The following is a 26689-nucleotide window of genomic DNA, read 5'->3' on the forward strand; positions in this document are numbered from 1 at the left end:
GTCCCCCAGAAACGGTTGAACTTCAAAATTAGGCAACCGTGGAGCGTGGGTAGAATCCGGATAGAAGAAAGGCGCATCCGAGGATGCGCCTTCTCGTAACTGGCGGAGCGGACAGGGCTCGAACCCTCGATCCCGGCGTTACAGGCCACTGTGTCAGCGACCTGCTCTACCGCTCCGCTGCCAAGTCAGGCATGACCCCGACCCGGATTGGTAAAAACCTGAAAACTTAGTTAACAGCTTCTTTCAGTGCTTTACCGGCTTTGAAACCTGGCTTCTTGGCAGCCGGGATTTCCAGAGTCTTGCCGGTTTGAGGGTTACGACCGGTACGAGCCGGACGGTCCGTCACGGAGAAAGTACCGAAACCAACCAGAACAACGGAGTCGCCAGCCTTCAGAGCGCCAGTGACGGATTCGATTACAGCGTCCAGCGCACGGCCAGCAGCAGCTTTCGGGATATCAGCGGATGCAGCGATAGCATCAATCAGTTCCGACTTGTTCACTCTAAGTCCCCTTATATCTATTTTGAGATGATTCTAAGTTTTTTGGTGAAAGCAAAAACGAGTGCTGAATGGCCTACAGACACTTAAGAGCCGCTTTATAACAAGGGCTCTAAAAAACTGTCAAGGAAGCCCCCCAGGCAAAAGCGTATTAATGCGTGCTAATTCTTTCCTTAGAGTCAGACTCACGTTTTTCGTCCTTGGCAACTATCTCCGGAGCCACATCCGGCAAGGGCTCCGGCGCGTATTGCAGCGCAATTTGCAGGACCTCGTCAATCCATTTAACCGGTTTAATCTGCAGATCCTGCTTGATATTGTCAGGAATCTCCTTCAGATCACGTACGTTCTCTTCCGGAATAATCACGATCTTGATTCCGCCGCGGTGAGCCGCCAGCAGTTTTTCCTTCAGACCGCCAATCGCCAGCACTTGACCACGCAGCGTGATTTCACCGGTCATGGCGACATCGGCGCGCACCGGAATGCCGGTCAAGGCCGACACCAGCGCCGTACACATGCCTACGCCAGCGCTAGGGCCGTCTTTCGGCGTCGCCCCTTCCGGCATGTGGATGTGCGTGTCACGCTTCTCGTGGAAGTCCAGAGGAATGCCCAGACTCTTGGCCCGGCTGCGTACTACAGTGAGCGCGGCAGTGATCGATTCGACCATCACGTCGCCCAGCGAACCGGTCTTGATCAGTTGACCTTTACCGGGCACAACCGCGGCTTCGATGGTCAGCAATTCACCACCCACCTGAGTCCAGGCAAGCCCCGTGACCTGACCGATCTGATCCTGTTGCTCAGCCAGACCGTAGCGGAATTTGCGCACCCCGAGGAAGTGTTCCAGCAGGTCAGCTGTCACTTTCACCGAGAAGCGTTTTTCCATTGCGTGCTCTTTAACGGCCTTGCGGCAGACCTTGGCGATCTGACGTTCGAGGCCACGCACACCGGCTTCACGGGTGTAGTAACGGATGATGTCGCGGATCGCTTCAGCGTCGAATTCCAGCTCGCCCTTTTTCAGACCGTTAGCGGCGATCTGCTTTGGCGAGAGGTATTTGACGGCGATGTTGATCTTTTCGTCTTCGGTGTAGCCCGGCAGACGGATCACTTCCATCCGGTCGAGCAGCGCCGGCGGGATGTTCATCGAGTTCGAGGTGCACAGGAACATCACATCCGAGAGGTCGTAATCGACTTCCAGATAATGGTCGTTGAAGTTGTGGTTCTGCTCCGGATCGAGCACTTCCAGCAACGCCGACGCCGGGTCGCCACGCATGTCGCTGCCCATTTTGTCGATTTCATCGAGCAGGAACAGCGGGTTGCGCACACCCACTTTTGTCATCTTTTGAATCAATCTTCCTGGCATCGAACCGATGTAAGTCCGACGGTGACCGCGAATTTCCGCTTCATCACGCACGCCACCGAGGGCCATGCGCACGAATTTGCGGTTGGTGGCATGGGCAATCGACTCCGCCAGCGAGGTTTTACCCACGCCCGGAGGACCGACCAGGCACAACACCGGACCACGGATTTTCTTCACGCGCTTTTGCACGGCGAGGTATTCAAGGATACGTTCCTTGACCTCTTCGAGACCGTAGTGATCGGCATCGAGAATGTCTTCTGCGCGCGCTAGGTCCAGACGTACCTTGCTCTGCGCTTTCCACGGCACTTGCACCAGCCAGTCGATGTACGAGCGCACCACGGTGGCCTCAGCGGACATCGGCGACATCTGCTTGAGCTTGTTCAGCTCGGCAGTGGCTTTGGCCAACGCGTCTTTTGGCAGACCGGCAGCGTCGATACGCTTCTTCAGGTCTTCGATTTCGTTGTGGCCTTCGTCGCTGTCACCGAGCTCTTTCTGAATGGCCTTCATCTGCTCATTCAGGTAGTACTCGCGCTGACTGCGCTCCATTTGCTTTTTGACGCGGCCACGAATGCGTTTTTCGACTTGCAGCAGATCGATCTCGGCATCCAGCAACGCCAGAACGTGCTCGACCCGAGCCGACAAATCGATGATTTCGAGGATTTCCTGCTTCTGCTCGATTTTCAGCGCCATATGCGCCGCCATGGTGTCGACCAGGCGACCCGGCTCATCGATGCTGTTGAGCGACGACAGGACTTCAGCCGGGACCTTCTTGCCCAACTGTACATATTGTTCGAACTGCGACAGCAGTGTGCGCACGAACACTTCGGATTCGCGCTCGGCGGCGTCGACTTCTTCGATCAACGAGACTTCGGCACGGCAGTGACCGTCAACTTCGCTGAAGCGCTCGACGGTGCCACGCTGCTCACCCTCGACCAGAACCTTGACGGTGCCGTCAGGCAGCTTGAGCAGCTGTAGAACAGTGGCGATGGTACCTACGCGATAGAGAGCGTCTTCACCGGGATCATCGTCAGCCGGGTTTCTCTGGGCCAGCAGCAGGATCTGCTTGTCGCCCGTCATCGCGGCCTCGAGGGCTTCGATGGATTTCTCGCGCCCCACGAACAGCGGGATAACCATGTGCGGATAAACCACGACATCACGCAATGGCAGGAGAGGCAATTCGATGGTTGTCTTCATGATTTCGCCTCTACGGCGGCCATATGGCCGTAATCAGATGGAATTGAGCTTGAAACCAAGATGGGGGCTGCCTTGAAAAAAAACAAGCACAAAGCGGATGTAAAAAATGACATAAAAAAAAAGAGGCCCGAAGGCCCCTTCTTTATTCCAGCAGACTGAACGCTTAAGCGTCCGGCGCTGCCTTGGCCGTCGGCTCACTGTTTTCGTAGATATACAGTGGCTTGGACTTGCCTTCGATCACGCTTTCATCGATCACGACTTTGCTCACCTCGGACTGCGAGGGGATTTCATACATCGTGTCGAGCAGTACACCTTCGAGAATCGAGCGCAGACCACGAGCACCGGTTTTACGTTCCAGGGCACGCTTGGCGACCGATTTCAGTGCGTCGGTCCGGAACTCCAGATCCACGCCTTCCATCTCGAACAGCTTGGCATACTGTTTGGTCAGAGCATTTTTCGGCTCGGTGAGGATCTGCATCAGCGCAGCCTCGTCAAGCTCGTCCAGCGTCGCGAGGACCGGCAGACGACCGACGAATTCCGGGATCAGACCGAACTTGACCAGATCGTCAGGCTCGACTTCACGCAGGGATTCACCGACTTTCTTGCCTTCTTCCTTGCTGCGCACTTCTGCGTTGAAGCCGATGCCGCCCTTGGTGGAACGGTTTTGAATAACCTTTTCCAGACCGGAGAACGCACCACCGCAGATGAACAGGATGTTACGGGTGTCGACCTGCAGGAATTCCTGCTGCGGGTGCTTGCGACCACCTTGCGGCGGTACGGAAGCGACCGTGCCTTCGATCAACTTCAGCAAGGCCTGTTGCACGCCTTCACCGGAAACATCCCGGGTGATCGACGGGTTGTCGGACTTGCGGGAAATCTTGTCGATTTCGTCGATGTAGACAATACCCATCTGGGCCTTCTCTACGTCGTAATCGCACTTCTGCAGCAGCTTCTGAATGATGTTCTCGACATCTTCACCCACGTAACCCGCCTCGGTGAGGGTGGTTGCGTCGGCAATGGTGAACGGAACGTTCAGCAAGCGGGCCAGTGTTTCGGCCAGCAGGGTTTTACCGGAGCCTGTCGGGCCGATCAGCAGGATGTTGCTCTTGCCGAGTTCGACGTCGTCAGCCTTTTTGTCACGCTGGTTCAGGCGCTTGTAGTGGTTGTACACCGCTACGGCCAAAACCTTTTTCGCACGCTCCTGACCAATGACGTACTGGTCAAGGATGCCGCTGATTTCTTTAGGCGAAGGCAATTTATGCGCGCTGCTCTCGGCCTGGGCTTCCTGCACCTCCTCGCGGATGATGTCATTGCACAGGTCGACGCACTCGTCGCAGATAAAGACCGAGGGGCCGGCAATCAATTTGCGCACTTCATGCTGGCTTTTGCCACAGAAGGAGCAATAGAGCAGCTTGCCGTTGTCCTCGCCGTTGCGGGTGTCAGTCATTCGTTCGATCCAAATCCGATAGGCTTGCAACACAAGATGAAGGCTATTGCGGGCTTTTTCAAGCCCGCCGCTGATCAGACAAGCCGACCAAGCCTATTTTGAGCTGCTTATTTTAAGCTGGGCGCTGGTTGATCACTTCGTCGATCAGGCCATATTCCTTCGCAGCTTCTGCACTCATGAAGTTGTCGCGATTGGTATCGCGCTCGATTTCTTCCAGAGTACGCCCGCTGTGTTTGGCCATCAGCGTGTTCAGACGCTCGCGAATGAAGAGGATTTCCTTGGCGTGGATTTCGATGTCCGACGCCTGGCCCTGGAAACCGCCCAGTGGCTGGTGAATCATCACGCGCGAGTTCGGCAGGCAGAAACGCTTGCCCGGGGCACCTGCGGTCAGCAGGAATGCGCCCATGCTGCAGGCCTGGCCGATGCAGGTGGTCGACACGTTCGGCTTGATGAACTGCATGGTGTCGTAGATCGACATGCCTGCAGTCACCGAACCGCCCGGGGAGTTGATGTAGAGATGGATGTCCTTGTCCGGGTTTTCCGCTTCAAGGAACAGCAGTTGCGCACAGATCAGGTTGGCCATGTAGTCCTCTACCGGACCAACCAGAAAGATCACTCGCTCCTTGAGCAGGCGCGAATAGATGTCATAGGCGCGTTCGCCACGAGCAGATTGCTCGACAACCATCGGGACCAGGCCGCCGGCGGCCTGGATATCAGAGTTCTGCTGAATATAAGAATTACGGAACATGCTCTGCAGTCGCTCCCAAATAGTTATGTCTTGAATACGCATAAGCCAGCTCGAGAGCTGGCTTATGGTGTGTACTTCTTAACGCGGAATCAATCAGTCGGCTTTTGGAGCTTCTACCGGCTTGACTGCTTCTTCGTAAGAGACCGCTTTGTCGGTCACACTAGCTTTCTGCAGAACAGTATCCACAACTTGCTCTTCCAGCACAACCGAACGCACTTCGTTCAGCTGCTGCTCGTTTTTGTAGTACCACGACACAACCTGCTCAGGCTCCTGGTAAGCGGAAGCCATTTCCTGAATCATTTCGCGAACGCGAGCTTCGTCAGGCTTCAGATCGAATTGCTTGACCACTTCAGCAACGATCAGGCCCAGCACGACGCGGCGCTTGGCTTGCTCTTCGAACAGCTCGGCCGGCAGTTGATCAGGCTTGATGTTGCCACCGAACTGCTGAACAGCCTGCACACGCAGACGGTCAACTTCGTTGGACAGCAGCGCCTTAGGCACTTCGATCGGGTTGGTGGCCAGCAGACCGTCCATTACCTGATTCTTGACCTTGGATTTGATCGCCTGACGCAGTTCACGCTCCATGTTCTTGCGAACTTCGGTGCGGAAACCGTCGATGCCGCTTTCCTTGATGCCGAATTGAGCGAAGAACTCTTCGTTCAGCTCTGGCAGCTTAGGCTCGGAAACAGTGTTGACGGTCACGGTGAACTCGGCGATTTTGCCAGCCAGGTCCAGGTTCTGATAGTCCTCTGGGAAGGTCAGGTTCAGAACGCGCTCTTCGCCCGCTTTAGCGCCAACCAGGCCTTCTTCGAAGCCCGGGATCATGCGACCGGAACCCAGTACCAGTTGAGTACCCTTGGCGGAACCGCCAGCGAATACTTCGCCGTCAACCTTGCCAACGAAATCGATGTTCAGTTGGTCTTCGTTCTGGGCAGCGCGATCGGCCACTTCAAAACGAGTGTTCTGCTTGCGCAGGATGTCGAGCATTTTGTCCAGGTCAGCGTCAGCCACGTCAGCGCTCAGGCGCTCAACGGTGATGCCGTCGAAACCGGCAACGGTGAACTCAGGGAACACTTCGAATACAGCAACGTATTCCAGGTCCTTGCCAGCTTCGAGCGACTTAGGCTCGATCGACGGCGAACCAGCAGGGTTCAGCTTCTGCTCAACCACAGCTTCGTAGAAGGAGGACTGGATCACGTCGCCTACAGCTTCCTGACGAGCATCAGCACCGAAACGGCGCTTGATTTCGCTCATTGGCACTTTGCCTGGACGGAAGCCAGCAATCTTGGCCTTTTGGGCAGTCTGCTGCAGACGCTTGTTGACCTGAGTCTCGATGCGCTCAGCCGGCACGGTGACGCTCATGCGGCGCTCGAGAGCAGTAGTATTTTCAACAGAAACTTGCATGGATATTCCTCGTTGCACAGACGTTAGCCGGCCGTTTCCGACCCCAGAATCAAGGGCATGCATTCTAGTGGGTCAAACTCAAGAAGTCACCCTACTGAAAACGGGTAAAAAAACAGCAGGCAATTTATAGGGATCGATGCACGGATGCAGCGCGCCCCACAGGCGAATACAACCAATCACGCCAGGGCTCTGCGCCAACCGCTTCTATATATAGAAGAGGTTGCCAATCAGTCCCTGACGGCCGAACCTGAAAGCAAGCCCGGCGAGCAGCACAGCATCATCGAGCAACATAAATACGACGAAGCGCCCTGCCCCTGCGCCCCGAAACCGGCAATTGCCGCTTTTCAGAACCGCTAAAACAAAAAAGGCGCCAGACTGTTAAATCTGGCGCCTTTCGAAATATGGGGTGGACGATGGGGATCGAACCCACGACAACGGGAGTCACAATCCCGTGCTCTACCAACTGAGCTACGCCCACCATATTGCGTAACAAAAAAGCCAAACAACTTCTTTGTTGGAACCTCACCAGCCCGAAGACATGAATGAAGCTTTAATTGGTGCGGATGAAGAGACTCGAACTCTTACGCCTCGCGGCGCTGGAACCTAAATCCAGTGTGTCTACCAATTCCACCACATCCGCGATGAAGCTTTTAAAGCAAAGGCGCCAGACTGTTACATCTGGCGCCTTTCGAAATATGGGGTGGACGATGGGGATCGAACCCACGACAACGGGAGTCACAATCCCGTGCTCTACCAACTGAGCTACGCCCACCATATCGCGTTACTTGTGCCAAAGCTGCCTAATGGCGCACCCGGCAGGACTCGAACCTGCGACCATCCGCTTAGAAGGCGGATGCTCTATCCAGCTGAGCTACGGGCGCCTTATTAATCTGTACTCTTAAAGGACTACAAACTAAGTGCTTTCCAGTGTCGCAGAACCTTGATTCCGCTTCACCTTCTTAACCAGTGCTAGGCTGTGCCCGACAAGTGCGACGAATAGTATAGAGCGCTCCGAAGGTCGTCAAATCCTTTTTGAAAAAAATTCATTTAATTAAAGGAGTTAGAGGAATTTGCTGACCAAGCGCCTTTGCCCTCACCGCTCGACATGCGAGAATGCGTTCTCATTTTTTCCCCTCTCGATGGTTAATCACGCGCAATGACTGCACAACTAATCGACGGCAAATCGATCGCCGCCAGCCTGCGCCAGCAGATCGCCCAACGAGTTGCCGAGCGTCGCCAGCAAGGCCTGCGCACTCCCGGCCTCGCGGTGATCCTGGTCGGCAGCGATCCTGCCTCTCAGGTTTATGTCTCGCACAAGCGTAAAGACTGTGAAGAGGTTGGCTTCCTCTCTCAAGCCTACGACCTGCCCTCCGACACCACGCAAGACGCGTTGACCGATCTGATCGATCGCCTCAACGACGACCCTGCAATCGACGGCATCCTGCTTCAGCTGCCGCTGCCCGAGCACCTGGATGCCTCCAAATTGCTGGAGCGCATTCGCCCGGACAAAGACGTCGACGGCTTCCATCCTTATAACGTCGGCCGCCTGGCCCAGCGCATTCCGCTGCTGCGTCCCTGCACACCTAAAGGCATCATGACGCTGCTGGAAAGCACTGGCGCCGACCTTTATGGCATGGACGCAGTGGTCGTCGGCGCCTCCAACATCGTCGGTCGCCCGATGGCGATGGAGTTGTTGTTGGCCGGCTGCACCGTGACCGTGACCCACCGCTTCACCAAGGATCTGGCCGGCCACGTTGGTCGTGCTGATCTGGTGGTGGTGGCCGCCGGCAAGCCGGGCCTGGTCAAAGGCGAGTGGATCAAGGAAGGCGCGATCGTGATCGACGTCGGCATCAACCGTCAGGACGACGGCAAACTGGTCGGCGACGTCGTCTACGAAACCGCCCTGCCCCGCGCTGGCTGGATCACTCCAGTGCCGGGTGGCGTAGGTCCGATGACCCGCGCCTGCCTGCTGGAAAACACCCTTTATGCGGCAGAAACACTGCACGCCTGATCGGTACTTTCAGCAATAAGAAAAACCCGCCTTGTGCGGGTTTTTTCATGCCTGAGAAAAAACTGTAACCGTTCGCCGGAAACCCCTCTTTTTACAGGCCTTTTCACGAGTTTTTCAGGTCATTCAAACAACCATCGACAGATCTTCAGCCATACTCCTAGAATGCGACGCTTTGAAGAAATAACCCGTTACAAACTAACGGAATATCCAACCTTTATGAGTTCGCCCGCGTGAAAATTCGTCTTTCGATTCTGAGCCTGTTTTTTGCTTTTACAGGCACATTCATCACGCCAACGATCAACGCTGCGGAAACCACCGCTGCCCCACGTGACGCTTCGAGCCTGAAGATCGCCTCCGGCAGCGCACTGCTCATGGATATGCAGACCAACAAAGTCATCTACTCCAGCAACCCTGACGTGATCGTGCCGATCGCCTCTGTCAGCAAGCTCATGACTGGATTGGTAGTGGTTGAAGCCCGGCAGAACATGGACGAATGGATCAATGTCGATATCAGCAACACACCGGAAATGAGGGGTGTGTTCTCCCGAGTCAAACTCAAGAGTGAGCTGCCGCGTCGCGAGATGCTGCTGATCGCCTTGATGTCTTCGGAGAACCGCGCGGCCGCCAGCCTCGCTCACCACTATCCGGGAGGTTATGCGGCCTTTATCGCGGCCATGAACGCGAAAGCCAAGGCACTGGGCATGACCAGTACGCACTTTGTCGAACCGACAGGCCTGTCGGAACGTAACGTTTCCACCGCCCGCGACCTGAGCAAGCTGCTGGTGGCCGCGCATAAGTACCCGCTCCTCAGCGAACTCACCACCACCAAGGAAAAGACCGTGTCTTTCCGCAAACCCAACTACACCCTGGGTTTCCGCAATACCGATCACCTGGTGAACAAGGCCGACTGGGACATCAAGATCACCAAGACCGGCTTCACCAACCCTGCCGGTCATTGCCTGGTTCTGGTAACGAAAATGGCTAACCGCCCGGTCGCGCTGGTGATTCTCGATGCCTTCGGCAAATACACCCACTTTGCCGATGCCAGCCGTATTCGCAGCTGGGTGGAAACCGGCAAGAGCGCCAACGTTCCTGCGGTGGCGCAACAATACAAGGCCGAGAAAAACCTTAAGTCACGCCAGAGCGGTGTGGTTGAAGCGTCCAAGTAACCCGCGCCCGCAAGAAAAAGCCCCGAATCCTCGGGGCTTTTTTTCGCCTGCATTCCTGCATTTCAGTCATTGGGCAGCGGCATCTTGTCGTCATCAGGAATGCCATCGCCTGCACTTGGATCCCGCGAAGGTTCCGGCGTCATGACATTAGGCCGGGCCATCGGATCGCGCAGCGGGCTGTCCGGATTCAGCACCGGATCAATCTCCGGCTCCGGCGTCGTGGGCACGCTGTCCGGTTTTTGCTCATCGAAGCTTGAGTCAGTACTCATACGCACCTCACATCAAGGTTTCAGATTGGCTAACGGGTCATAAGGTTTGGCCGGCGTCTTGTCGTCTTCACCGGGTTTCACGTCTTTCGGCGCCTTGGCCGGGCCAACCGGATCGACTTGCGGATCATCAAGGTCCGGCGAATCGGGGTCGAAACCCAGATCATGACCCGACGAATGCTCGGTCGAATGCGGCCCTTTCGGGGATGGGGAATCTGCCATGTTCGCCTCCTGAGTCACCCGCAGAAAACGGGTTCTATTCGTAGGAGGCTTGCCGGGCGCAGTCGTGCCCGGCAAATGACGAACGGAACTCAGTGGGCTGCCAGCGCCTTGCGCGCCTGCGCCGCTTCGTTTTCCTGACCGGCCTGGGCCAGTTCATCGGCCGCTTTGAGCCAGCGCTGACGGTCAACGGCTGCCGGGATCTGCGACGGTTTCTGGATCAGCACGGCCCAGCCACCGGATTTCTCCAGTGCCGACTCAAAGGAGCTGAAACTCATCAGTTCGCGACGGTTCATGCCGGCACGCAGCAAGACCTTCTGTTTGTTGCGGTCGTAGCCGGACAGGATCGCGTAACGCGGCTCGGCCCAGAATGCCGCCCCCTCGCTGAAGCGCACCATCACCGGATAGCCTGCCGCCACCTGGGTCAACAGTGCGGGCAGGTTGCTGTCCAGCGGGTAAACCACCATGCCGTACTCGCGGGCGAGGTTTTGCAGGTTCTGCTGCAATTTGTCTTCGGCACCCGGCAAGTGCAGAGGTTTCTCGAGCAAGCCCGGGGTGATCACGATGCCCTGCTGCGACAACAGGCTGGCCAACACTTGCGGCCCACTCTGATTGGCTTCGCCGCGATAGAACGTGCCACTGAGTTCGACCCGCTCCGGCAGACGCTTGACCTCAGGCGCCACAGTACCTGCACATCCGGCCAACACGGCCGCACAACCTGCCACCAGTAGCGCCGCACGAATTCGAGAAAATACCTGCACCATCATCACTCTCTGTTCAGACGCCGGTCATCGTGTTCCGGCAACGCTTGCGATCATAGGGCCGCGCCCGGCTGCGGTATAGCCTTAAGCGGCAGACCCATCGATTGCATAGAGCAAAGTGATTGGTCGCAATCGACCTTTGGTCAATAGTCTGCAACACCCCATTGTCTAGACTGTCACTGAAACAGAGCGAATTGAAAAAGTGTGGGCCCGATGCAGGGCGAAGAGGAGGCACTGATGAGCCTGACCATGACCATTGTGATGTTGATTGCCGGCTGGCTGGCCGTGGCCGCTGCCATGTTGTGGGGGGTGCTGCGGGTTTCGCGGCGCCATCATCACCATCCGGTTCAGCCTGCTGCGGTTGAGAAAGCCGAGGAACACCGAGTGCGTCACGCGACTGCGCACTGAGGGTTGAACGGCAAAGGCAAAAGCCCCTCATCGGAACGCCGCCCGCCTAGCCCTCTCCCAGAGGGAGAGGGGACTGACCGAGTCGCTATTCAGAAGTACATCGACCTGAGATATCGAGCCGAACTCAGGTTTAAAAACCACGCAGATCGGCTCCCTCTCCCTCGGGAGAGGGCTGGGGTGAGGGGCTGGCTCTATCCCACACTGAAAATCTCGAATCGAAAAAAAGCCGCCTGACCTCAAAGAGTTCAGGCGGCTTTTCACTTTCAGCGGTTACACCTGCTCAGCCAGCTTCTTCTGCTTCGCCCGGCGCGACATCATGTTCAGCACTTCAATCGAAGCCGAGAACGCCATGGCCGCATACACATAACCTTTCGGTACATGGGCGCCGAAGCCTTCGGCGATCAGCGTCATGCCGATCATGATCAGGAAGCCCAGAGCCAGCATCACCACCGTCGGGTTGTCGTTGATGAACTTGGCCAGCGGTTCAGCAGCAAACAGCATCACCAGCACCGACACCACCACCGCGATGATCATGATCGGCAAGTGTTCGGTCATGCCGACCGCAGTGATGATGCTGTCGATCGAGAACACCATGTCGAGCATCAGGATCTGGCCGATAGCCGCGGCGAAACCCAAAGTGACTGTCGAGGTCGCCGACTTCGGATCTTCCGGCGCCGGGTCCATGCTGTGATGGATCTCGGTCGTAGCCTTCCAGACCAGGAACAGACCACCGGCGATCAGGATCATGTCCTTCCAGGAGAACGCCTGGCCCAGGATCTCGATCACAGGTGCGGTCAACTGCACGATGAAGGCGATGGTGCTCAACAGTGCCAGACGCAGGATCAACGCCATGCCGATACCGATACGGCGTGCTTTCTGCTGGTACTGCTTGGGCAATTTGTTGGTCAGGATCGAGATAAAGATCAGGTTATCGATGCCGAGCACGATTTCCATCACCACCAGTGTGGCCAAAGCAACCCAAGCGGTGGGGCTGGCGGCGAGCTGTAACAGATATTCCATGGGTCAGTCCTGACTCTGTGTAAGACGAATTAGATGGTCTTGGAGGAAGATTCGGATTTTTCCGCATCTTTTTCCGGAGTTTCTTTCTTCTCGATCAACCCGCCGGTGGCATCACTGAGTGCCTGCTCAGCGGCTTTATGGGTGTCGTCAATCGCTTGCTTGGCGCTTTCGGCCGCTTTGCCCATCAGTTGCTGGGCGCTTTTCTCGGCCTGATCGCAACCGGCCATAAGCAGTAAAGACGTAAACATCAATGCCGGGATTGTGTATTTCATAAGGTTTCCTTCGAATGAACAGACAGGCTCACAGACCGGCCGTCGATGGCTGGGCATTCTAGGGAGACAAACACTTCAGGAAAATTCGTATTTTTATTGGCTATACTTCGGTTTTCACGAACTGTAGAACGTCATGCTCAATTACCGACAACTGCATTACTTCTGGGTCGTAGCCAAGACCGGCAGCATCGTGCGCGCCTGCGAGCAACTGAACCTGACGCCACAGACCATCAGCGGGCAGATATCACTGCTCGAACAGACGTATGGCATCGAGTTATTCAGACGCGTCGGCCGGCAACTCGAATTGACCGAAGCCGGGCGACAAGCCCTGCCCTACGCCGAGCAGATGTTCCAGCTCGGCGGCGAGCTGGAACTGATGCTGCGCGCCCAGCCCCACGAGCAACAGATCCTGTTCCGCGTCGGCGTGGCTGACGTGGTGCCTAAATCCATTGTCTATCGCCTGATCGCGCCAACCATGGAGCTGAACGAGCCTCTGCGCATTACCTGTCGCGAAGACAAACTCGAACGTTTGCTCGCCGATCTGGCGATCCAGCGCCTCGACCTGGTGATTTCCGACAGCCCGATGCCCTCGCACCTCGACATCAAGGGCTACAGTCAGAAGCTCGGCGAGTGCGGAATCAGTTTCTTCGCCACCCCGGAACTGGCAGCCAGATACGGTCAGGATTTCCCGCGTAGCCTGCACGGTGCGCCACTGTTGATTCCCGGACCGGAAACCGTGGTGCGCAGCCGCTTGCAGCGCTGGTTTGCCGAGCAGCAGATCCAGCCGCAAATCGTCGGCGAGTTTGATGACAGTGCGTTGATGCAGGCTTTCGGCCAATCCGGCAGCGGGATTTTTATCGGTCCGAGCGTGATTGCCGATGAAGTGAAGCGCCAGTGCGGCGTCGAGCTGATTGGCCAGACCGACGCAGTTACCGAGTCGTTCTATGCCATTTCGGTAGAGCGCAAGGTCAAGCACCCCGGCATCGTTGCGATTACCGAAGGTGCCCGACGCGAGCTGTTTACCGCGTTATGAGGCCTCGGCGCACATCTCGCGCGGCTTGAGCGTCATCAGCACCATGGCGAGGAACACCGACAGCAAAATGAACCCGGCGGCGGCAAACCCGAGGAAGCCCAGACCCGCGCTGTCGATCACCCGGCCACCGACGATGGCACCCAGGCCGATCCCCAGATTGGCCCCGGCGATATTCAACGAAGCAGCAAACGCTGGCGCTTCCGGCGCGGCTTTCATCAGGCGCACATGGCTGACCAGGAACAACGCAGCCTGAGTCACGCCCCAGATCCCCATCGCCACCGCCAGCCCCAGCGGCGAATGAATGTTCGGTACCAGCGAGACCATGCCGGCAATCATGAACGCACAGAACAACACCGACGCGCCCAGCGGATGGCGATCCACCGCACGACCGCCCAGGGAGTTGCCGATCAGCCCGACCGCACCAAAAGCCATCAGGCACCAACCGACCACGGTGCCGTTGAACCCGGCGAGGCGCTCAAGAATGTCGGCCAGATACGTGTAAGCGGTAAACATGCCGCTGAACACCAGGATCGACAGGAAGATGTGGCCGATCATCAACGGGCTGCGCAGAATCTTGAACTGCGAGCGGAAGCTGACCTGATGTTGGTGCAGGCTGGTTTTCGGCAGATAAACAAACAGCAACAAGGCTTTGGCAAAAGCGATCACCGCCAGAATGCCAAAGGCGCTGCGCCAGCCGAACGCATCGGAAATCAGCGTGCCAACCGGGATGCCGAACACCGTGGCGCAGACAATGCCGAAACCGATCTTGGCGATCGCGCGACCGGCGAAATCCGGGCCAACGATGTCCACTGCGGTCTCACTGGCCAAGGCCCAGAACACCGGCAGACCGAGCGCCGGGATCAACCGAGCAATCGCCATCACCCAGATATTCGGCGCCAGCGCCGCCACGGTATTGGCCAGACCAAACATGATCAGGATGCTGATAAACAGCTTGCGCCGCTCAAAGCGGGCGAAATACGCGGTCAGGAAAGGCCCGAACATCGCCACGGTAAAAGCGAATAAAGTCACCAGCAACCCGGCCTGCGGGATGGTGACTTCGAGGTCTCGGGCAATCGCCGGCAACAGGCCGACGATGACGAATTCCGTGGTCAGCACCGTGAACCCGGCGGCGGACAACAGAAGAATGGGCAACAGCATGCGCAACTCCAGCAAAACGACGACACCAGCGTTGACCCGAAGGCCCGCTGGCGAAATTTGAAAATAAGGATGCGCAATCTTAACAGAGTGTGTCCGGGCTGACTTGCACAAACCTGCCGACTTTGTTGCCTGATCCGGTGGCAGATCGTCACATGCCTGAAGGATAAGGCCTACGCTGTGATAAAGTCCGCGCCCTGAAAAACGTACAACCTGCTCAACGACCGGTTTATTGGCGTTGATGTCGCGTCAACACTTTCGGTTCGTGGCGGTGGTCTGCCCCTGCTTTGCCATCGCTTTACGCAACCTTGCACCCTATAAAAAATCAGAGATGCCGCTATGACCGCTTCATCCCCTTCTCTACTGCAACGCCTGAAAAACCTCAGCCTGGTCACGCAGATCGTCATCGGCCTGATCGCCGGTATCGCCCTGGCGATGTTCGCCCCGGAAGCGGCGAAAGGCACGGCGTTCATCGGCAAAGTGTTTGTATCGGCGTTAAAGGCCGTCGCACCGATTCTGGTGTTCGTGCTGGTGATGGCCTCGATTGCCAACCACAAGCACGGCCAGGAAACTCATATCCGCCCAATTCTGTTCCTCTATCTGCTGGGCACTTTTGCGGCGGCGGTCGTGGCCGTGGTCGCGAGCATGGCGTTCCCGTCGCACCTTGTGCTGTCGACCGACAACGTTTCGGTGACGGCGCCGGGCGGTATCGGCGAAGTGCTGCAAAGCCTGCTGTTGAGCGTGGTCGACAACCCGGTCAGCGCACTGATGAACGCCAACTTCATCGGTATTCTGGCGTGGGCGATCGGCATGGGCATCGCAATTCGCCATGCCGGCGACACCACCCGTGAAGTGCTGGGTGATCTGTCCAATGGCGTGACGGTGATCGTGCGCGTGGTGATTCGCTTCGCCCCGCTGGGCATTTTCGGTCTGGTGGCTTCGACGCTGGCCACCTCCGGTTTCGGCGCATTGATCGGTTATGCGCACCTGCTGGCCGTGCTGCTCGGCTGCATGCTGTTCGTGGCGCTGGTGATGAACCCGCTGATCGTGTTCTGGAAACTGCGTCGCAACCCGTATCCGCTGACTCTCAAATGCCTGCGTGAAAGTGGCATCACCGCATTCTTCACCCGCAGCTCGGCGGCAAACATTCCGGTCAATCTGGAATTGAGCAAGCGTCTGGGTCTGCATGAAGACACCTATTCGGTGTCGATTCCGCTGGGCGCGACCATTAACATGGCCGGTGCAGCGATCACCATTACGGTGCTGAGCCTGGCGGCCGTGCACACATTGGGTATTGCCGTGGATATTCCAACGGCGATTCTGCTCAGCGTTGTCGCCGCCATTTGCGCGTGTGGCGCGTCGGGTGTGGCGGGTGGATCGCTGTTGCTGATTCCGTTGGCGTGCAGCCTGTTCGGGATTCCGAGCGAGATTGCCATGCAGGTGGTGGCGGTCGGTTTCATTATTGGCGTGTTGCAGGATTCGGCAGAGACGGCGCTGAACTCGTCGACTGATGTGCTGTTTACCGCTGCGGCGTGCCTGGGTGAGGAAGCAAAAGCCCAACGTACGGCGTAACAGACGCTGTAATGAAAAGCCCGCCACGGTGTGAACCTTGGCGGGCTTTTTTGTGGCTGAGATCTTTTCCCCCTCACCCCAACCCTCTCCCCCAAGGGGGCGAGGGGGAAAGGGAGCTGATTTGTGTGCTGTTCAAAACCTGAGTTCGACTTGATAGTTCAGGTCGGTGTAATTCGAACAAACAACTCAGTCAGTCCCCTCTCCCTCCGGGAGAGGGCTAGGCGGGCGGCGTTCCGATGAGGGGCTTCTGGCGGTTTAGAACGCGCCCATGTAATCGCGCTTGCCCACTTCAACCCCGTTATGACGCAGCAGCGCATAAGTGGTAGTGACGTGGAAGAAGAACTGCGGCAGACCGTAAGTCAGCAGGTAAGCCTGACCGCTGAAGCGCTTCTCTTTCGGCGTACCCGGACGAGTAACGATTTCGATCCCTTCCTTGCCATCGATCTGCTCCGGCTTGATCTCGCCGATGTAGGCCAGAACCTTGGCGATCAGGGCTTGCAGCTCGGCGAAGGTGGTTTCGGTATCGTCGTACTTAGGCACTTCGACTTCAGCCAGACGCGAGGAAACGCCTTTGGCGAAGTCCACGGCGATCTGCACCTGGCGGGTCAGCGGGAACATGTCCGGGTACAGGCGCGCCTGCAGGAAGGCGTTCGGGTCGATGTTTTTCTCGGTGGCGTGGGCTTCAGCCTTTTTCAGGACATCGCTCAGCGCGTTGAGCATTTGTTGAAAAACCGGGACGGATGCGGCGTACAGGGAAATGGTCATGGCAGTCTCGTGTGGTGGCTGGGTGGAACAGGAGGCGATTATAGCCATGCTTGATGACCACACGGCTTGCCTTTTGTTTGGCAAGGATTAGGCTAGGCGCCTTCGACTGCAGAGGGAACGCGCGATGACCACAGAGACAGAATCCAGCTTCGACGAACCACGGCTCAATGCCACGGAAATCCGCATCCTTGGTTCGCTGATCGAGAAACAGGCGACCAGCCCGGAAACCTACCCGCTGACCCTTAATGCGCTGGTCACGGCGTGTAATCAGAAAACCAGCCGCGAACCGGTGATGAACCTGACTCAGGGTCAGGTCGGCCAGAGTTTGCGGGCGCTGGAAGGTCGCGGTTTCGCCAAACTGGTGATGGGCAGCCGCGCCGACCGCTGGGAGCACAAAGTCGACAAGGCGCTGGAACTGGTGCCAGCGCAGGTGATTCTTAGCGGACTGATGTTTCTGCGCGGCCCGCAAACCGTCAATGAGCTGCTGACCCGCAGCGGGCGCATGCATGATTTCGAAGACGCCGAACAGGTGGTGCATCAGCTTGAGCGCTTGATTGCGCGGGGGCTGGCGGTGTTGATTCCGCGTCAGGCCGGGCAGCGCGAAGACCGTTATACCCATGCGCTGGGTGATCCGGCGGATAGCGAGGCAATTATGGCAGCGCGGCAGAGTCCGCAGGATCGCGGTGCAAGCAGTGGCGTTTCGGTTGAGCGTATCGAAGAGCTAGAAGCGCGAATCGCCGCGCTGGAAGAACGCCTGGCCCGCCTCGAATAACCACACAAAACCAATGTAGGAGTGAGCCTGCTCGCGATAGCGGTGTATCAGTCACATCATTTTTGGATGACACACCGCTATCGCGAGCAGGCTCACTCCTACAAGGGATCTGCGTGTTATTCACCGTCCCAGTAATCCACGCCATCCGCCTGCCGTGCCACCGCGACAAAGCCTGAGGCATTGCCCTCGGCATCCAACTTGAAGTTATCCATCACCACGTACTTGTTCGAATCCGGGTATTCGCAAATATCGGGCTGCTGCTGGGTGCTCACCGCCAGATAGCGCAATTCGCCCGAGCTGGTATTGATGATCTGATGCGCCTTCTCCGGCCCACCCGGCGGGCAAGCGATCACGTCGCCTTCGCGGATCGGGAAACGCTCGGCGCCCAGACGCACCTCACCCTCCCCGGCCACCACGTAAAACATCTCTTCGTTGACCCGATGGCTGTGAAACGGGCTGCCACGCATGCCCGGTGGCAAGGCATACAGGCGATAACCGAGTTTTTGCGACCCCAATTGCTGGCCAATCCGCGCCATGCGCTGTTGATAGCGCCCGGCGGTTTCGCCTTCCGGGGCCAGGGCTTCGGGCAGGGGTTCGAGTTCGACCTGATGCAGGTTGAGGATAGGCGGATGCATAGGAGCCTCGGTCACGGTTTTTATGGTGGGCAAGTCTGGGCTTGCTGAGGAGGCAGTATAGGCATTGATGGCCGGCGTGAAACCGCGTCGCCTCCTTCGCGAGCAAGCTCGCTCCCACAGGGGATCTACAGCGAACACACAACTTGTGTATGACAAAAATTCAACTGTGGGAGCGAGCCTGCTCGCGAAGAGGCCCGCCCAGCCACCACAATACTCAATCAGCTCCGGGCAAACGCCACCGCCGCCGCAAACTGCTCTTCAGTCGGCCGCACGCCGGTATACAGCACAAACTGCTCCAGCGCCTGAATCGCAATCACCTCAAGTCCGGTGATCACCCGCTTGCCCTCTGCTCGACCGCGCACAATCAGCGGCGTCTCCGACGGGATCGCGACCACATCAAACACCGTATCTGCAGCCTTGATCGCCTCCGGTTCAAACGCCAACTGCCCCGCCTCCGGCCCGCCGTCCATGCCCACTGGCGTCACATTGATCAGCATCTGCGGGCGTTCATCGCCCAGTTCAGCCTGCCAGCGATAGCCCAGCGAATCCGCCAATGCACGCCCGGCGCGTTCGTTGCGGGCGACGATCAAGCCGTTTTTGTAACCACCGTCACGCAGGGCGCTGGCCACCGCTTTGGCCATGCCGCCACTGCCTCGCAAAGCAAAGGTCGATTCCTTGGGCACCGCGTGGGTTTCCAGTAACTGCGCCACAGCGATGTAATCAGTGTTGTAAGCCTTGAGATGGCCGTGGGTGTTGACGATGGTGTTAATCGACTGGATCGCTGCCGCCGACGCATCCAGTTCATCGACCAGCGCAATGCACGCTTCCTTGAACGGCATCGACACGCCGCAACCACGGATACTCAAGGCGCGAATGCCGCCGACTGCGCCGGTCAGGTCCTGGCTGCTGAACGCCTTGTAGTAGAAGTTCAGGCCCAACTGCTCATACAAATGGTTATGAAAACGCAGACCGAAGTTCCCCGGGCGCCCGGACAGGGACATGCACAGTTGGGTGTCTTTGTTCGGGTTCATCTGCATGAAACTTCTCCTTCAAACGCACTTTCGGATAAACGGGATTAGCCAGCCCATCGGCTTCTGAACGATCATAGAGGCCTGTTTTAAACGTCTTCCGCGGCCATCACACAGCCCGGTAAATAAACCGGTACAGACCTTACACAAAATTTACCCAGTGGCTGTGCTGATTTTCCAAAATTCGCTGTCTTAGAAGTATCCCCGTGACAACTGTGGGCCTGGTGCAGGCCCCGATGCCGGGTCGAAGAACCGAGGAATTATCATGATTCGTAAACTCCCTATCGTCGCCCTGCTGATCGGTGCTTTTGCTGTCACAGGGCAAGCAGAAGCCCACGGCGGTGGCTGGCAGGGTCCGGCGGTGTTTGGCGCAATCGTCGGCTCGGCCATCATCGGTTCGGCGCTTATCAACCAGGATCGTCCGGTTTATGTGCAACAGGCGCCGGTGTACGCCCCGCCACCGGTCTATGTGCAGCAGCCACCGCCACCGGTCTACTACCAGCCCGCGCCGGTGTATGTTCAACAACCGGTCTACGTGCAACCGGCCCCGGTGTATTACGGCCCGCCGCGCGGCTACTACGGTCGTCCGCACTACTACGGCGGCCCACGCTGGTAACCGAAACACAAAGCCCTGCTTTTATAGCGGGGCTTTTTTATGACCGTTGGTCGGCCAGCGTCTGAAAAAATCTCGCCAAGGTCGCTGTGAGGACAGTTTCACCGGCTAAAGTCGGCATGATTGATTGACCGTTATGTACTTTTCCATAAAACGGTCATTTATTTGTCATGACGGAGCCGCAATCTGAATCCGTCCGTAAACAACAGGTTGATAACAACAAGGACGACTGTATGCCAACACAAAACCCGCACCGCATCGTCGGCCTGTGCACCTCCAGCAAGGTGTACAGCGCGCTGACCGAGCTCAAGCACCTGGAAGGCCATCGTTGCGCCAAGTTCCTTTCGCTGCTGGCGGAAAACCTCGTGCACAAAGGTTTGCTCAACGAGCGTGAAGTCATGCACATGCTTGATCAAGTGGTCGACTGAAGCCTCAACGGCATCAATGACCACTATCGAAAGCGTTGATTGTCCGTAGAACCGGCGAATCTTTAAGGTAGCTCCATTGATAGATGGAGGTACTCGTCATGGCTCAGGTTCAAATCATGTCCGTTATCGGCAGCGCCGTCCCCGCTTCGCTCAGGGCCACGGGCCTGCTTGCCTGCTGGTATCTGATGCGCGACGGCGAAGCGATCAGTGGCCCGCTGACTTCCTTGCCCGCTGCGCAGGCACTGTCGCAGAAGCTTGTCAGCGAGCCGTTTCACGCTTAAGGCAGTTGCACTTTGGGCTTGGTCTCGGCGAACAGCGCCCAGCTCGACATGAACAATGCCGCGATCAGCGGCCCGATCACAAAGCCGTTGAGACCGAAGACTGCGAGGCCGCCAAGGGTCGAGATCAGAATCATGTAATCGGGCATTTTAGTGTCCTTGCCCACCAGAATCGGCCGCAGCACGTTGTCCACCAAACCGATCACGAATACCCCGAACAAGCCCAGCACCACGCCTTGCCAGATCATCCCGCTGAGCAGGAAATACACCGCCACCGGCGCCCAGACAATCCCCGCACCGACCGCTGGCAGCAACGACAAAAACCCCATCAACACCGCCCACAGCAGCGCGCTGGGGATGTCGAGAAACCAGAAAATCGCCCCGCCCAATGCGCCCTGCGTCACCGCGACTACCAGATTGCCCTTCACCGTCGCCCGTACCACACGGTTGAACTTCAACTGCAAGCGCCGCTTGTGGCCTTCCTCCAGTGGCACAGCGGTGCGCACCTTGCGCGCCAGCTCGGCGCCGTCACGCAGAAAGAAAAACAGCAGATACAGCATGATGAAAAAACTCACCACGAATTCGAATGTGCCCTGGCCAAAACTGAACGCCTGACTGGCCAGCACCTGGCTGCCCTGCATCGCCGATTTGACGATTTTCTCGCGCAAGCCGTTTAGCTCGCCCATGCCAAACCGGTCGAGCAAGTGCTGAAAGTACGGCGGCAGGCTGTGCTTGAATTGCGCCAGATACGCAGCGATGTCCAGCTCGCCGCTTTCGATGTTCTTGTAGACCGCTGCGCCTTCCTGCACCAACAGCACACTGAGGATGATCACCGGCAGAATCGCGATCACCAGGCAGACCGACAAGGTACACAGGGACGTCAGGTTGCGCTGCCAGCCGAATTTCGCCTGCAGCCGGCGTTGCATCGGCGCAAACACAATGCCGAGAATTACCGCCCAGAACACCGCACCGTAGAACGGCAAGAGGATCCAGATAAACGCCACCGTGACCAGCAACAGCAGCACGGTGAGGGATTTGAATTGAAGGCTTTTTTCGTTCATGTCCGATCCATGTCAGTCAGGCGTCATGCACGCCCCGATGCTTAGTCAACCGCGACCTGCACGAGTGCCATCTTTATTCATGGAGCATAGATCCAGATCAACAAACCCTCGCCGCATCTGACTTACCCTGCCGCGCTTTTGCGACCGACACCGCCATGACCCCTACCCTCGCCGCCCCCGAACTGCTCGCCCCCGCTGGCACCCTGAAAAACATGCGTTACGCCTTCGCTTACGGCGCCGATGCGGTCTACGCCGGCCAGCCGCGTTACAGTCTGCGGGTGCGCAACAACGAGTTCGATCACGCCAATCTGGCACTGGGTATTCGTGAAGCGCAGGCGCAAGGCAAACGCTTTTACGTGGTGGTCAACATCGCGCCGCACAACGCCAAGTTGAAGACCTTCCTCAAAGATCTGGCACCAGTCATCGACATGGCCCCCGACGCGCTGATCATGTCCGACCCGGGACTGATCATGCTCGTGCGGCGACATTTCCCGCAGATGCCGATTCACCTGTCAGTGCAGGCCAATACGGTGAACTGGGCGAGCGTCGAGTTCTGGCAGCAGATGGGTTTGAGCCGGATCATCCTGTCGCGAGAATTGTCGCTAGAGGAAATCGGCGAAATCCGTGAGCAGGTGCCGGGCATGGAACTGGAAGTGTTCGTCCACGGCGCGCTGTGCATGGCCTATTCCGGGCGCTGTCTGTTGTCGGGTTACATGAATAAGCGCGATGCCAATCAGGGCACCTGCACCAATGCTTGTCGCTGGAAATACTCAGCGCAAGAAGCCACCGAAAACCACCTCGGCGAGATCGTCCAGACCTTCCAGCCAGAGCCAACGCTGGGGCTGGGCACGCCCACCGATCAGGTGTTCCTGCTGCAGGAAGCCAATCGCCCCGATGAATTGATGCCAGCATTCGAGGACGAACACGGCACCTACATCATGAACGCCAAGGACCTGCGCGCGGTGCAGCATGTCGAGCGCCTGACGCGCATGGGCGTGCATTCCCTGAAAATCGAAGGCCGGACCAAATCGCACTTCTATTGCGCGCGCACCACCCAGGTGTATCGCCGCGCGATTGATGATGCGGTGGCCGGGCATGAATTTGACCGTAGCCTGATGACCGATCTGGAATCACTCGCACAGCGTGGCTACACCGAAGGATTTCTGCGTCGGCATGTACATGACGAGTACCAGAATTATCAGCACGGCAGCTCGGTGTCGGAGCGTCAGCAGTTCGTTGGCGAGTTGACCGGCGAGCGGCGTGGGCGGTTGGCAGAGGTCAAGGTGAAGAACCGCTTTGCCTTGGGTAATCATCTGGAGTTGATGACGCCGAAGGGCAATTTCCATTTTGATCTGCATGAGCTGCAGAACGCTAAAGAAGAAGCGATCGAGGTGGCACCGGGGAATGGGCACACGGTGTATCTGCCGATTCCGGATGCGGTGGATTTGCGGTTTGGGTTGTTGATGCGGGATCTGCGTGATGACTGAGAAGGCCCTCACCCTAGCCCTCTCCCAGAGGGAGAGGGGACCGATTGGGGGAAATTGGAGAAATCCGCCGACCTGAAATTACGCCGGTGAATCCACAATCGACTCTTCTGATCAAGAAAACTGGACTTGGCCGAGTCCATAATCGACTCGGTTGTTCAGGTCGATATATAACGCAAGACATCTCGGTCGGCCCCCTCTACCTCCGGGAGAGGGCTGGGGTGAGGGAAGCTTACGAAAACAGACTCTTCCCGCAACATCGCCAGGCTCGCTCCCACATTGGGACGCGCTTCCCTGCTCGCGAAGGGGACGGTAAATCCAGCACAACAACCAGGATTCAGCGCCGATCATCGGAAAGAGGCGTCGGCTCATCCGCCGGCGGCACATCTTCATCCGCCCCCGGATCTTTCCAGTCGTTGGGTCGGTCGGCATCGCTCAAGGGATCGCGCCCCGGGGGCATCCCCATTGGAGAATCATGATCAGCCAGTGTCGGTTCATCGGTACCGGGCAGCGGCCGGGTCGAATCGGTGGGCAGCACGCCACCCTGAAACAGCAAATCGTTAGCCATGACGCACCTCACTCAGGAGGTCCGGAATACCCGGGCCGTACAACTTGGAATCAGCCCTGTGCACGGCGTGCTACCGAACAGACCAACGGCCATCAGCCCCGCGCGGAAAACCGGTCGCGGCTGTTGGTCAGATGCAGCCACATGGCCGCGCGCGCGGCGTCCGCATCCTGACGCTTGATCGCATTCAGAATCGCCTCATGTTCCAGATGGGCCAGTTGCCCAAGTTTGCTCAGATCCGCCGCGCCACGTTCAGCAGCATTGAGGCGATGACGCGGAATCATCGCGCTGCCCAGGTGCTGCATGATCTCGCTGAAGCAAACATTGCCGGTGGCCTCGGCGATCAGCAGATGAAAACGCCGATCCGCTTCGACGCAACTGTCGTTGTTGTCGAGCAGCCGCTGATAGTCATCCAGCGCCTGACGCATCTGCAGCACTTGCGCTTCCGTGCGCCGCTGCGCCGCCAGCGCCGCCGCTTGGGTTTCCAGGCCCAGACGCAGTTCGAGAATGCTGCGCACACCGAGCGCCGTGTCGACATTCAGGCGTAAGCCCTGCTCCGCAACACGCTCGATGACAAAGGTGCCGATGCCGTGGCGCGTCTCCACCAGCCCGGAAGCCTGCAACTTGGAAATCGCCTCGCGCACCACCGTGCGGCTGACCCCGTGTTCCTGAACGATGGAATTCTCTGACGGCAGCTTGTCGCCGGGCGACAGCTGACCGAGCAGGATGCTTTGCGTGAGCTTCTCCACCAGGTCATGGGCGAGGTTGTGCGCACGTTTACGGGCGGGAGCGTCGAGGTCTTCTTGCATGATCGGTTCCGGTGATCGGGGGCTTGTGGATCGTAGCATCCTGCGGGGATGACGAAATTGAGTTTAGCGGCTCAACTTGTATGACAACACTCAAATAAACGGAAATACCTTCAAACATTCCTGACAAACAGAACCGTGTTTCCCTGGGGGTGACGCGATGTTCTACGCCTTAAAAAACCCAGCAAACATTGATCATTAACGCAACAAAGCATAAAAAACCGGCATCCCAGAGAAAAATAATCGGCCAACCCTACTTGTCGGACAAAATTTCTCAGTTGTATGATGTCTAGCAAAAACGCAACACCTGCCCTACCCCGCATAAAAATAATCAGTGGGAGAAAAACAAGTGAAAACCTCCGTCTCCGGGATGAACGAGGGCGTCGATTCGACACTCGCGTCGGCCATCTCGAAAGTGAAACGCCACGTCCTGCCGCTTTTCGTGATCATGTTCATCGTCAATTACATTGACCGAGTGAACATCGGTTTCGTCCGCACTCACATGGAACATGACCTCGGTATTGGTGCCGCCGCTTATGGCTTCGGCGCCGGCCTGTTCTTCATCGGTTACGCGCTGTTCGAAGTCCCCTCCAACATGCTGCTGCAGAAAGTCGGCGCACGCATCTGGCTGACCCGCATCATGTTCACTTGGGGTCTGGTCGCCGCCGGCATGGCCTTCATCCAGAACGAAACCCACTTCTATGTACTGCGCTTTTTGCTCGGCGTGGCCGAGGCAGGGTTCTTTCCCGGGGTGATCTACTACTTCACCCGCTGGTTGCCCGGCGCCGAACGCGGCAAGGCGATTGCGATCTTCCTCAGCGGCTCCGCCGTGGCCTCGTTGATCTCCGGCCCGTTGTCCGGTCTGCTCCTGCAAATCAACGGGCTGGGCATGCACGGCTGGCAATGGATGTACTTCATTGAAGGGATGTTTTCCGTGTGCCTGTGCGTGTTCGTCTGGTTCTGGCTCGACGCCAAACCCCACGACGCGAAATGGCTGACCCGCGCCGAACAGGATGCATTGGTCAACGCCATCGATGCTGAACAGAAGGCCCGCGAAGCCGCGACGCCGATCCGGCCATCGATGGGCAAACTGCTCAAGGACCGCCAGATCATCCTGTTCTGCCTGATCTACTTCTTCATTCAGTTGACCATTTACGCGGCAACCTTCTGGCTGCCGAGCATCATCAAGAAAATGGGCGAGATGAGCGACTTCCAGGTCGGCCTGTTCAACTCGATTCCGTGGTTGCTGTCGATCATCGGCATGTACGCCTTCGCCTCGTTCTCGGCCAAGTGGAAACACCAACAGGCGTGGGTCGCCACCGCCCTGTTGATCGCCGCTGCGGGGATGTTCATGTCCACCACCGGCGGGCCGATCTTCGCTTTCGTCGCGATCTGCTTTGCTGCGCTGGGGTTCAAATCCGCCTCATCGCTGTTCTGGCCGATCCCACAGGCCTATCTGGATGCCCGCATCGCCGCAGCGGTGATCGCGCTGATCAACTCGGTGGGCAACCTTGGCGGCTTCGTCGCGCCAACCACGTTCGGCCTGCTCGAAGAACACACCGGCTCGATTCAGGGCGGCCTCTACGGGCTGGCCGCGACCTCGATCATCGCCGCGATCATCGTCTTCTTCGCGCGCACCACACCGAAACCTGCTGCCGACATCGCCGTGGTCGAGACCGCGCCGAAACACGCCTGACGTCCATTGTTAAAGATTGCGTATTAAAA

General features: G+C 57.6%; 28 protein-coding genes and 4 tRNA genes. 11 read left to right on the plus strand and 21 right to left on the minus strand.

Translation table 11 applies throughout. The annotated features are described in order from the left end of the window. Positions 1 to 226 precede the first annotated feature (226 nt). The 9 genes from AB4O01_RS09545 to AB4O01_RS09585 all read right to left on the minus strand — a co-directional run bounded on the left by AB4O01_RS09545 (position 227) and on the right by AB4O01_RS09585 (position 7524). Positions 227 to 499 carry an HU family DNA-binding protein gene (locus AB4O01_RS09545; RefSeq protein ID WP_003183171.1) on the minus strand — a complete coding sequence of 91 codons (273 nt, stop codon included), beginning with the start codon at positions 497 to 499 and terminating at the stop codon, positions 227 to 229. Positions 500 to 647: 148 nt separating this feature from the next. After that, complete coding sequence (gene lon, locus AB4O01_RS09550; protein WP_016986884.1) at positions 648 to 3044, minus strand: endopeptidase La; 2397 nt, start codon at positions 3042 to 3044, stop codon at positions 648 to 650. Positions 3045 to 3207: 163 nt separating this feature from the next. After that, on the minus strand, positions 3208 to 4491 hold the full coding sequence (gene clpX / locus AB4O01_RS09555; protein ID WP_003223632.1) for an ATP-dependent Clp protease ATP-binding subunit ClpX: 1284 nt from the start codon (positions 4489 to 4491) through the stop codon (positions 3208 to 3210). Between the two features lie 112 nt (positions 4492 to 4603). Next, a complete protein-coding gene (gene clpP / locus AB4O01_RS09560; RefSeq protein WP_007951559.1) occupies positions 4604 to 5239 on the minus strand; it encodes an ATP-dependent Clp endopeptidase proteolytic subunit ClpP in 636 nt (211 codons plus the stop codon). A 93-nt stretch (positions 5240 to 5332) separates the two neighbouring features. Further along, positions 5333 to 6643, minus strand: a complete 1311-nt coding sequence (gene tig / locus AB4O01_RS09565) for a trigger factor (protein ID WP_460091497.1) — start codon at positions 6641 to 6643, stop codon at positions 5333 to 5335. Positions 6644 to 7045: 402 nt separating this feature from the next. After that, positions 7046 to 7121, minus strand: a tRNA-His gene (locus tag AB4O01_RS09570). Between the two features lie 77 nt (positions 7122 to 7198). Further along, positions 7199 to 7283, minus strand: a tRNA-Leu gene (locus AB4O01_RS09575). 56 nt (positions 7284 to 7339) lie between these two features. Further along, a tRNA-His gene (locus AB4O01_RS09580) sits at positions 7340 to 7415 on the minus strand. Between the two features lie 32 nt (positions 7416 to 7447). Then, positions 7448 to 7524: transfer RNA gene (locus AB4O01_RS09585), tRNA-Arg, on the minus strand. Between the two features lie 275 nt (positions 7525 to 7799). Here AB4O01_RS09585 and folD point away from each other — a divergent pair. Together folD and pbpG are read left to right on the plus strand one after the other, a co-directional pair. Further along, on the plus strand, positions 7800 to 8654 hold the full coding sequence (gene folD / locus AB4O01_RS09590; protein ID WP_038362797.1) for a bifunctional methylenetetrahydrofolate dehydrogenase/methenyltetrahydrofolate cyclohydrolase FolD: 855 nt from the start codon (positions 7800 to 7802) through the stop codon (positions 8652 to 8654). Positions 8655 to 8884: 230 nt separating this feature from the next. Beyond that, positions 8885 to 9823 carry a D-alanyl-D-alanine endopeptidase gene (gene pbpG / locus AB4O01_RS09595; RefSeq protein ID WP_093434043.1) on the plus strand — a complete coding sequence of 313 codons (939 nt, stop codon included), beginning with the start codon at positions 8885 to 8887 and terminating at the stop codon, positions 9821 to 9823. A gap of 62 nt (positions 9824 to 9885) precedes the next feature. Here the strand turns inward: pbpG and AB4O01_RS09600 are convergent, their stop codons facing one another. From AB4O01_RS09600 to AB4O01_RS09610, 3 genes are all read right to left on the minus strand, one after another. Further along, positions 9886 to 10092, minus strand: coding sequence for a hypothetical protein (locus AB4O01_RS09600; protein WP_093434040.1), 207 nt, complete (start codon positions 10090 to 10092; stop codon positions 9886 to 9888). A 12-nt stretch (positions 10093 to 10104) separates the two neighbouring features. Continuing rightward, positions 10105 to 10311, minus strand: coding sequence for a DUF6021 family protein (locus AB4O01_RS09605; RefSeq protein ID WP_093434037.1), 207 nt, complete (start codon positions 10309 to 10311; stop codon positions 10105 to 10107). Between the two features lie 89 nt (positions 10312 to 10400). Beyond that, a complete protein-coding gene (locus tag AB4O01_RS09610) occupies positions 10401 to 11072 on the minus strand; it encodes a peptidase C39 family protein (protein WP_093434034.1) in 672 nt (223 codons plus the stop codon). 234 nt (positions 11073 to 11306) lie between these two features. Here AB4O01_RS09610 and AB4O01_RS09615 point away from each other — a divergent pair, with 234 nt between their 5' ends. Further along, complete coding sequence (locus tag AB4O01_RS09615) at positions 11307 to 11477, plus strand: hypothetical protein (RefSeq protein ID WP_186625636.1); 171 nt, start codon at positions 11307 to 11309, stop codon at positions 11475 to 11477. Positions 11478 to 11747: 270 nt separating this feature from the next. Here AB4O01_RS09615 and AB4O01_RS09620 read toward each other — a convergent pair whose 3' ends face one another. Then, positions 11748 to 12497, minus strand: a complete 750-nt coding sequence (locus AB4O01_RS09620; RefSeq protein ID WP_016986876.1) for a TerC family protein — start codon at positions 12495 to 12497, stop codon at positions 11748 to 11750. A 29-nt stretch (positions 12498 to 12526) separates the two neighbouring features. Next, entirely contained in the window at positions 12527 to 12769 is a 243-nt protein-coding gene (locus tag AB4O01_RS09625; protein ID WP_007965379.1) for a hypothetical protein, read from the minus strand. A gap of 133 nt (positions 12770 to 12902) precedes the next feature. Between AB4O01_RS09625 and nhaR the strand changes: the two genes are divergently transcribed. Continuing rightward, positions 12903 to 13802: a transcriptional activator NhaR gene (nhaR, locus tag AB4O01_RS09630; protein WP_186625638.1), complete on the plus strand. Its 900-nt coding sequence runs from the start codon at positions 12903 to 12905 to the stop codon at positions 13800 to 13802. Here the strand turns inward: nhaR and AB4O01_RS09635 are convergent. Continuing rightward, positions 13797 to 14960: an MFS transporter gene (locus AB4O01_RS09635; protein ID WP_460091498.1), complete on the minus strand. Its 1164-nt coding sequence runs from the start codon at positions 14958 to 14960 to the stop codon at positions 13797 to 13799. The genes nhaR and AB4O01_RS09635 overlap by 6 nt on opposite strands. 336 nt (positions 14961 to 15296) lie before the next feature. Between AB4O01_RS09635 and sstT the strand changes: the two genes are divergently transcribed. Then, positions 15297 to 16529 carry a serine/threonine transporter SstT gene (sstT, locus tag AB4O01_RS09640; protein WP_460091499.1) on the plus strand — a complete coding sequence of 411 codons (1233 nt, stop codon included), beginning with the start codon at positions 15297 to 15299 and terminating at the stop codon, positions 16527 to 16529. A gap of 255 nt (positions 16530 to 16784) precedes the next feature. On the opposite strand, the gene AB4O01_RS09645 is transcribed toward sstT, so the two are convergent. After that, entirely contained in the window at positions 16785 to 17294 is a 510-nt protein-coding gene (locus AB4O01_RS09645) for a DUF1993 domain-containing protein (protein ID WP_034154670.1), read from the minus strand. A gap of 124 nt (positions 17295 to 17418) precedes the next feature. Here AB4O01_RS09645 and AB4O01_RS09650 point away from each other — a divergent pair, with 124 nt between their 5' ends. Then, positions 17419 to 18066, plus strand: coding sequence for a YceH family protein (locus tag AB4O01_RS09650; protein WP_093434017.1), 648 nt, complete (start codon positions 17419 to 17421; stop codon positions 18064 to 18066). Between the two features lie 116 nt (positions 18067 to 18182). Here the strand turns inward: AB4O01_RS09650 and AB4O01_RS09655 are convergent, their stop codons facing one another. After that, positions 18183 to 18701: a cupin domain-containing protein gene (locus tag AB4O01_RS09655; RefSeq protein WP_186625642.1), complete on the minus strand. Its 519-nt coding sequence runs from the start codon at positions 18699 to 18701 to the stop codon at positions 18183 to 18185. 218 nt (positions 18702 to 18919) lie between these two features. After that, positions 18920 to 19738: a shikimate 5-dehydrogenase gene (locus tag AB4O01_RS09660; protein ID WP_460091501.1), complete on the minus strand. Its 819-nt coding sequence runs from the start codon at positions 19736 to 19738 to the stop codon at positions 18920 to 18922. 256 nt (positions 19739 to 19994) lie between these two features. Between AB4O01_RS09660 and AB4O01_RS09665 the strand changes: the two genes are divergently transcribed. The 3 genes from AB4O01_RS09665 to AB4O01_RS09675 all read left to right on the plus strand — a co-directional run bounded on the left by AB4O01_RS09665 (position 19995) and on the right by AB4O01_RS09675 (position 21051). Next, a complete protein-coding gene (locus AB4O01_RS09665) occupies positions 19995 to 20345 on the plus strand; it encodes a hypothetical protein (protein ID WP_093434008.1) in 351 nt (116 codons plus the stop codon). Positions 20346 to 20575: 230 nt separating this feature from the next. Further along, complete coding sequence (locus tag AB4O01_RS09670; RefSeq protein WP_016984641.1) at positions 20576 to 20770, plus strand: hypothetical protein; 195 nt, start codon at positions 20576 to 20578, stop codon at positions 20768 to 20770. 98 nt (positions 20771 to 20868) lie between these two features. Then, the gene (locus AB4O01_RS09675; protein WP_093434005.1) at positions 20869 to 21051 is read left to right on the plus strand and encodes a hypothetical protein; all 183 of its coding nucleotides are present in this window, start codon (positions 20869 to 20871) and stop codon (positions 21049 to 21051) included. Here the strand turns inward: AB4O01_RS09675 and AB4O01_RS09680 are convergent. Further along, entirely contained in the window at positions 21048 to 22109 is a 1062-nt protein-coding gene (locus AB4O01_RS09680) for an AI-2E family transporter (RefSeq protein ID WP_093434002.1), read from the minus strand. The genes AB4O01_RS09675 and AB4O01_RS09680 overlap by 4 nt on opposite strands. Positions 22110 to 22264: 155 nt before the next feature. Between AB4O01_RS09680 and trhP the strand changes: the two genes are divergently transcribed. Then, the gene (gene trhP, locus AB4O01_RS09685; protein ID WP_460091503.1) at positions 22265 to 23596 is read left to right on the plus strand and encodes a prephenate-dependent tRNA uridine(34) hydroxylase TrhP; all 1332 of its coding nucleotides are present in this window, start codon (positions 22265 to 22267) and stop codon (positions 23594 to 23596) included. A 334-nt stretch (positions 23597 to 23930) separates the two neighbouring features. On the opposite strand, the gene AB4O01_RS09690 is transcribed toward trhP, so the two are convergent. Both AB4O01_RS09690 and AB4O01_RS09695 read right to left on the minus strand, forming a co-directional pair. Next, the gene (locus tag AB4O01_RS09690) at positions 23931 to 24161 is read right to left on the minus strand and encodes a hypothetical protein (protein ID WP_460091505.1); all 231 of its coding nucleotides are present in this window, start codon (positions 24159 to 24161) and stop codon (positions 23931 to 23933) included. Positions 24162 to 24253: 92 nt separating this feature from the next. Next, entirely contained in the window at positions 24254 to 24967 is a 714-nt protein-coding gene (locus AB4O01_RS09695) for a FadR/GntR family transcriptional regulator (protein ID WP_093433993.1), read from the minus strand. Between the two features lie 346 nt (positions 24968 to 25313). Here AB4O01_RS09695 and AB4O01_RS09700 point away from each other — a divergent pair, with 346 nt between their 5' ends. Then, positions 25314 to 26660 (plus strand): MFS transporter, encoded by a 1347-nt coding sequence (locus AB4O01_RS09700; RefSeq protein WP_186624143.1) that lies wholly within the window; start codon positions 25314 to 25316, stop codon positions 26658 to 26660. Positions 26661 to 26689: the final 29 nt, after the last annotated feature.

It is taken from the genome of Pseudomonas sp. S2_E02, assembly GCF_054668355.1.